Below are 6,153 nucleotides of genomic sequence, written 5' to 3' on the forward strand. Positions count from 1 at the left end.
TATCTCACCCCCCCTCCCTCTCCCCCCCTGTGCTTTTTGTGTGGGGGGCTGTTTTTTGTTTAAACCACCCCCCCCCGCCCCGCCTCGGCGCCCCCCCCCCCCCCCCCCCGCGGCCCTGGTGGCCGCGGGCGACAACCGCCATACGCTGTGGCGCACGCCGTCCGGCGCGGCGACGTCCAGCAGGGGCGCCTCGGCTGCGCCCTCGTCCACCGCGGCGTCCAGCTCCGCGGTCGCCCGGTAGGCCAGGAACACGATGCCCGTCTGCGCTCGCAACGCCACCATGTGCCGCGTCCGGTCGTCCTCCTTGTCGCGGCGCGTTCGCTCGTGGCGCTTGATGACGTCGCGGTCGTACTCGTCGAGCGAGAAGCAGCCGGCCAGCCCGATCTGCTCGTGCTCCCCCGCCTGCATGCGGTAGAGGTACAGCGCCGGTGCCGGGTCGACGACGAGCGGCGCCCGCTCGGCCAGGGTCTTCAGGTTGCGGGCCGCCCGCTCGTAGACGGCCGGGCCGTACGGATCGGCACCGTCCGGCAGATCGATCTCCGCGCGCGACACGTGGAGAAAGCTGAGCGGGTTGTCCGCAGCCAGCCGCCGCGCCTCGCGGATCGACACGACGTCGTAGGGGACGGCGGCGACGGCCGCGGCGGCTGCCGGCGCCGGGCGCAGTGCGCGGAACGGGCGGATGATGGCCAAGGCGGACGGTTCGCTAGTTGGCGGCCACGGAGGCCAACGGCGCTATGGTCGGTGCAGACCCGAGCCGGGCGAGCGCCTCGTCCCGCACCGCCTCGAACGCCTCGCGATGCGCATCCGGCACGGGATCGCCGGGCGGCAGGTTGCGGTGCTCGAGAAGCGGATTGACGAACACGCCGTTCTTCCGCATCCGGTAGTCGAGGTGCGGGCCGGTCGACAGCCCCGTCGAGCCGACCTTCCCGATCTCCTGGCCCTGAAACACGCGCCGGCCGCGGCGGATGCCGCTGCCGAACGCGGAGAGATGCAGGTAGTACGTCTCGTAGCCGTTGGTGTGGCGCAACCGCACCATGTTGCCGGACCCGCCGCTACGCCCGGCCGAGACGACCGTTCCGGTGGCCACGGCGATGACCGGGGTGCCGGTAGGCGCGCCGTAGTCGACGCCGAGATGGGGCCGCACGCCGCCGAGGATCGGATGCACGCGCCGGTAGGAGAACCGTGACGTGATCCGTGGCTCGAACCGGAACGGCGAGCGCAGAAACAGCCGCTTCATCGAGCGGCCGTCGGCGTCGAAATACTGCGCCTCGGGCTCGCCCGGCACGTGGAAGCGAAACGCCTGCAGCCGGCGACCGTCGTTGGTGAACTCCGCCGCGAGCACGTCGCCGTAGCGCGAGAACGACGGCTCGCCGTCGCCGCCGAAGAGCTCCTCGCGGTGGACCTCCTCGTACAGCATCGCGAACTCGTCGCCCCGGCGGAGGTCGTTGTTGAAATCGATCTCGCCGCCGAGCACCTCGGCCAGGGCCACGGCCAGCAGCACGCCCTGGTCCTGGGCGCCCAGCGCGGCTACCAGCGAGTTGTTCTCGGCGTCGATGCCGGCTTCCACCACCTGCTCCACACGCACCTGGCGATACGGCACCAGGGCGGCCTCGAAGCCGTCGCCCGTCGCGTCGGCCCGCAGGAAATGGTCGTCGTCGATGTGGTACAGGAACCGCCGGAAATCCCCGTCGTCGATCCCGAGCACGAGGCGGTAGGCGTTGTCGACCCGCAGCCTCCGCGGATCGAACACCTCCCGGATCGCCTCGACCAGCGGGTGCGCCCTGTCGCCCAGATCGTGCCGGTCGAACAGGGTCGCCAGCGTCGCTCCGTTCGGTACGCGGCCGTCGACGTTGCGCGTCAGCGGCGGCAGCAGGATGTCTTCGCCGCCGTCGGGTACCGATGCCGTGACGCGCGTCTGGGCCTCGGCGGCCGGCGCCGACTCGACGTTGCAGCCCGCGGCCGCAATGACCGATAGACAGAAAACGGCGAGGAAGGGGGACCGAACGAACATGAAGGAAAGCGCAGTATAGCACACTGCGGATCGGGCCGCCCGGTGCTTGCCGGCGCGGCCGCCGGCGTCGTGTTCACCCCCGAAGGGCCGCGAGACGGGCCGCCACGTGCCCGGCGTGCCCCGCCGCCCGCACCTTCTTCCAGTGGTGGGCGACGTTTCCGGCCGGGTCGATCAACGTGGTGGAGCGGATGACGCCGACGGACTTGCGGCCGTAGAGCACCTTCTCGCCCCAGGCGCCGTAGGCCTCCATGGCGGCGTGCGCCGGGTCGGACAGCAGTTGCACCTGCAGGTCGTACTTGGCGATGAACTTCCGGTGCGACGCCGCATCGTCGGGGCTGCAGCCGAGGATGACCGCTTCGAGCTTCTCGAAGTCCGCGATCCCGGCCGTGAACTCGCAGGCCTCCTTGGTGCATCCGGGCGTGTCGTCCTTCGGGTAGAAGTAGAGCACCACCCACCGTCCCCGGAGGCCGGCCAGGCTGACCTCCTCGCCGTCCTGGTTCTGCAGGGTGAATGCAGGCGCCGGCTGTCCGACTTCGATCATGGTTGAGAGTCCTCCTGTCGTTCAGGCGATCGTGATCGGCGGCGCGTCGTCGTTCCGCTCGGCGACGACGCCGATCACCGCCGCGCGAGTGTAGCCCAACGCATGCAGCCGGTCGATGCACGCCTCGACCCGAGCCTCGGGTATCCCGGCCAGGAGCCCGCCGGCGGTCTGCGGGTCGAACAGCAGGGGGTAGCGAGGATCGGCGCCGGCCGTCTCGACGTTGGCGACGGCCCGCCGCAGGCGGACGTTCTGCGGCTGCAGCGAGCTCAGCAGCCCGCGCGCGGCGGTCTCTTCCGCGCCGTCGAGGATCGGCACCGCGTCGAGCGCCACGCAAACGTCGACGCCGGACGCCTTCGTCATCTCCACAAGGTGACCGAGCAGCCCGAACCCGGTCACATCGGTGCATGAACGCCCGCCGCTGGCCCGCACCGCCTCGGCCGCGTCCCGGTTCGAATGGAGCATCGTCCGGATCGCGCCGTCCACCCAGCGCGCCTTCGCCTTGCCCCGCATGTCGGCGGCGAGGAGCGTCCCCGTGCCGATCGGCTTGGTGAGCATCAGCCGGTCGCCGGGACGCAGACCGCCCTTGCGGAGAATCCGGTCGGGATCGATGGAGCCGCTCACCGAGAGGCCGAGCTGGACCTCCGCGCCCTCGCTCGTGTGTCCGCCCACCAGCGCCGCGCCACCTTCGTTCAACACCTTGACCGCGCCCGACAGGAGGTCTTCGAGCAGGGTCTCCATCTTCGATTCGAGCCCGTGCGGAATCGTGACGATGGCCAGCGCCGAGCACGGCTCCGCGCCCATGGCATAGAGGTCGCTCAGGCAATGGTTCGCGGTGATCCGGCCGAAAAGCCACGGGTCGTCGATCATCGAACGAAAAGCGTCGACCGACTGCACCAGCAGCTTGCCGGGCGGCAGCGAGGCCACCGCCGCGTCGTCCGGGGCATCCAGCCCGACCACGACGTCGTCCCGCCGCACCGGCTCCAACCGGGCGACGACCCGGTCGAGCAGCGTGGCGCCCACCTTCGACCCGCAGCCGCCGCAGCGCATGGCCACGACCGACAGCTCGCGCACGACGTCCGGCGGGGCCAGACCCGGCGGCACGGCCGGCGCCGGACGGCTGCCCGCCGACTCCACATCCATCTCCGGCAGGTCGGCGAAGCGCCGCATGAAGCGCCGGTCGATCCAATCCTTCCAGCGCCACACCCAGGCGCCCTCGGCCGACCACCGGCCGCGGGAGGCGACGGCGTAGCGGTCGCCCGTGCTGATCAGGCTCAGGAACCGGCGCTGCGGGTGGAACGGCCGCAGCTTCTCGCCGAGCAGCGCGCGCCGCAGGTTCGCGGCGAGGGGCTTGCCTTGGCGGACGGCGAACACCCCCGCCTTCTCGCGCGGATGCTCCAGGACGGAGGCGACGTCCCCCGCCGCGAAGACGCCCGGATGCGACGTCGATTGCAGGGTCTCATCGACCGCGATGAAGCCCGCGCCGTCCACCGCGAGCCCGGACGCGGCCGGCCAGGACGGGGGCGCGGCGGCGGTGGCCCAGACGACTTCGTCCACCTCGAGAGACCCGCCGTCGGCGGTTTCCAGTCGGCCGGCCTCGACCCGGGTGACTCGCGTTCCCAGATGGAGCTGCACGCCTCGCTCGGCGAGCACGTGCGCGAAGCGTTGCTGCGCGCCCCGGTTGTGCGTCGGCAGCACGGTCGGCGCCGCGCCGAACAGATGGAACTCCGGAACCTGGAAGCCGCCGGCGGCGGCCTGCGCCCGCGTGGAGAACGCGTGCTGCATCGACAGCGTCAACTCCACGCCGGCCGCCCCCGCGCCCACGATCGCCGCGCGCAGCATCCGAGGGCTCTCGCGCACGCGATGGGCCAGGCGCTCCCAGCGCGCGACCAGACCTCCGATGGGCTTTACCGGGACGGCGTGCTCCACCGCCCCGTCGACGTCGAGCCGCGGCGCGATGCCGGTATCGATAGACAGCACGTCGTAGGGCACCGGCGGCCGCTTGCGGCACAGCACCGTGCGCTTGTCCAGGTCGAGCCCCACCGCCTCGCCGTGGAACAGACGCGCCCCGGCGAAGCGCGCGAGCGGCCCGAGGTCGATGTGGACGTCGTCGAACGCGTAGAGGCCGGCAATCAGGCCGGGCAGCATCCCGGAGTAGGGCGCATGGAGATCGCGCGCGATGATCGTGACCTGCACGCCGGGGATCGGACGCATGCCCAGCCGGCGGAGCACGATGACGTGGCTGTGGCCGCCGCCGACGAGGACGAGATCCTTGAGAACGGGCGCGCCGCTGGTCATGGCGTGCCGGCGGCGCGCGCCAACACGCGTTGGATCGCCGCCGCGAACCGCTCCGGCTCCGGGAGCAGGCTCATCACGAGGAACGCCTCGCGCGGGAAGTCGAAGAAGTAGCCTGGGTGCACGAGCACGTGATCCTGCTCCAGCAGCTCGAGCGCGAGCGCCTCTTCCGACTTCGTGGCCGGAACCTGGACAACAGCGTACCACCCGCCTTCAGTGCGCAGCAGACCTGCCGCCGGATGTTCGGCCACCAACCGGACCAACGTGCGGTGGTTCGCCGCGATGCGGGCGCGGATCTGTTCCCTCACGGAAGCCCCCGCGGTCAGAAGCCGCTCGGCGGCGAGCTGGACCGGCGTGGAGACGGACAGGTAGGTATCCAGAATGAGATCGAGCGCGTCGAGAGCCGGATCGACCTCGCCGCCGGGACCGTCGACGGCTATCCACCCGAGCTTGACCTGCGGCAGGCCGACCGCCTTGGACAGCCCGCCCAGGACGAAGGTAAGCACGTCCGCGGGTCGCTCGAGCACGCTTCGACTGCGTCCGGGGAACGGGTCGATAGGGTAGGGGTTGAACACCTCGTCGACGATCAACCGCAAGCCCCGCTCCCGGCAGAGCGACGTCAGTGACTCGAAATCGTCCGGTGCGAGAAACGACCCGGTCGGGTTGTTGGGATTCACGACGATGATCGCGCGAGCCCGCTGCCCGGTCGCCTCGCGCAACGCGGGAAGGTCGATTCGCCAGGCCCCGTGGTACACCAGCCGGTACGGTACCGGCTTCACGCCTTCGAACCGCGCAAGATGCTCCAGCAGCGGATAGCTCGGCTGCGGCACCAGGACGCTGTCTCCCGGGTCGCAGAGGAGCTTGAAGAGGCAGGCGTACGCCTCGCTGGTGCTGGCGGTGAGCGCGATGCGGCCCGGATCGACCGGCCTTGGACCAGAGACCCTGCCGGGGTCGGCACCCTCACCGGATGCCGTCGCGGCCGGTGAACGTCGAACACGAGGAAGTCGCGAGAGCCAGGACGCGACGGCCTGCCGGGCAGCCGGCAACCCACTAGGCGAAGGGTCATAGCGGAGGGCAGCCGACGATCCGAGGCAGTCGAGGAGGTCCGGCGGGTAATGCAGTCCCACACGCGTTGGATTCGACTCGGAGAGGTCGATCACGTCGCCCCCCTGCGCCCTGAGCCGAGCGTGCGTCCGCGAGAGCCGGTTGACGGTCCGGGCGGCCGGAACACGTGACGAGAACATATGTCCGAGACTAGGAGTCTGCGCCGCAGAAAACAGATGCGACAATTGTAGGCGCGAGCCGACGA

Annotated in this window: 5 protein-coding genes; all 5 read right to left on the reverse strand. The window is 70.9% G+C overall.

Annotated features, from left to right (window positions below; genetic code table 11):
• The coding region (locus tag F4X11_04115) for a DUF1015 domain-containing protein (GenBank protein ID MYN64199.1) at positions 1-690 on the reverse strand (690 nt) is incomplete at its 3' end.
• Positions 691-703: 13 nt separating this feature from the next.
• Positions 704-2,011, reverse strand: a complete 1,308-nt coding sequence (locus tag F4X11_04120; protein ID MYN64200.1) for a M23 family metallopeptidase — start codon at positions 2,009-2,011, stop codon at positions 704-706.
• Positions 2,012-2,084: 73 nt separating this feature from the next.
• Positions 2,085-2,552 carry a peroxiredoxin gene (locus F4X11_04125; protein MYN64201.1) on the reverse strand — a complete coding sequence of 156 codons (468 nt, stop codon included), beginning with the start codon at positions 2,550-2,552 and terminating at the stop codon, positions 2,085-2,087.
• A 21-nt stretch (positions 2,553-2,573) separates the two neighbouring features.
• A complete protein-coding gene (gene selD, locus F4X11_04130; GenBank protein MYN64202.1) occupies positions 2,574-4,847 on the reverse strand; it encodes a selenide, water dikinase SelD in 2,274 nt (757 codons plus the stop codon).
• Positions 4,844-6,088 carry a pyridoxal phosphate-dependent aminotransferase gene (locus tag F4X11_04135; protein ID MYN64203.1) on the reverse strand — a complete coding sequence of 415 codons (1,245 nt, stop codon included), beginning with the start codon at positions 6,086-6,088 and terminating at the stop codon, positions 4,844-4,846. Before F4X11_04135 ends, selD begins: the two co-directional genes overlap by 4 nt.
• Positions 6,089-6,153: the final 65 nt, after the last annotated feature.

This window comes from Acidobacteriota bacterium (assembly GCA_009861545.1).
Taxonomy (GTDB): Bacteria; Acidobacteriota; Vicinamibacteria; order Vicinamibacterales; family UBA8438; genus WTFV01.

Excerpts from the sequence above, each read along its gene's own strand:
- F4X11_04135 (MYN64203.1), bottom strand. The coding sequence starts at position 6,088 with ATGTTCTCGTCACGTGTTCCGGCCGCCCGGACCGTCAACCGGCTCTCG.
- F4X11_04125 (MYN64201.1), bottom strand. The coding sequence starts at position 2,552 with ATGATCGAAGTCGGACAGCCGGCGCCTGCATTCACCCTGCAGAACCAG.
- F4X11_04120 (MYN64200.1), bottom strand. The coding sequence starts at position 2,011 with ATGTTCGTTCGGTCCCCCTTCCTCGCCGTTTTCTGTCTATCGGTCATT.
- selD (MYN64202.1), bottom strand. The coding sequence starts at position 4,847 with ATGACCAGCGGCGCGCCCGTTCTCAAGGATCTCGTCCTCGTCGGCGGC.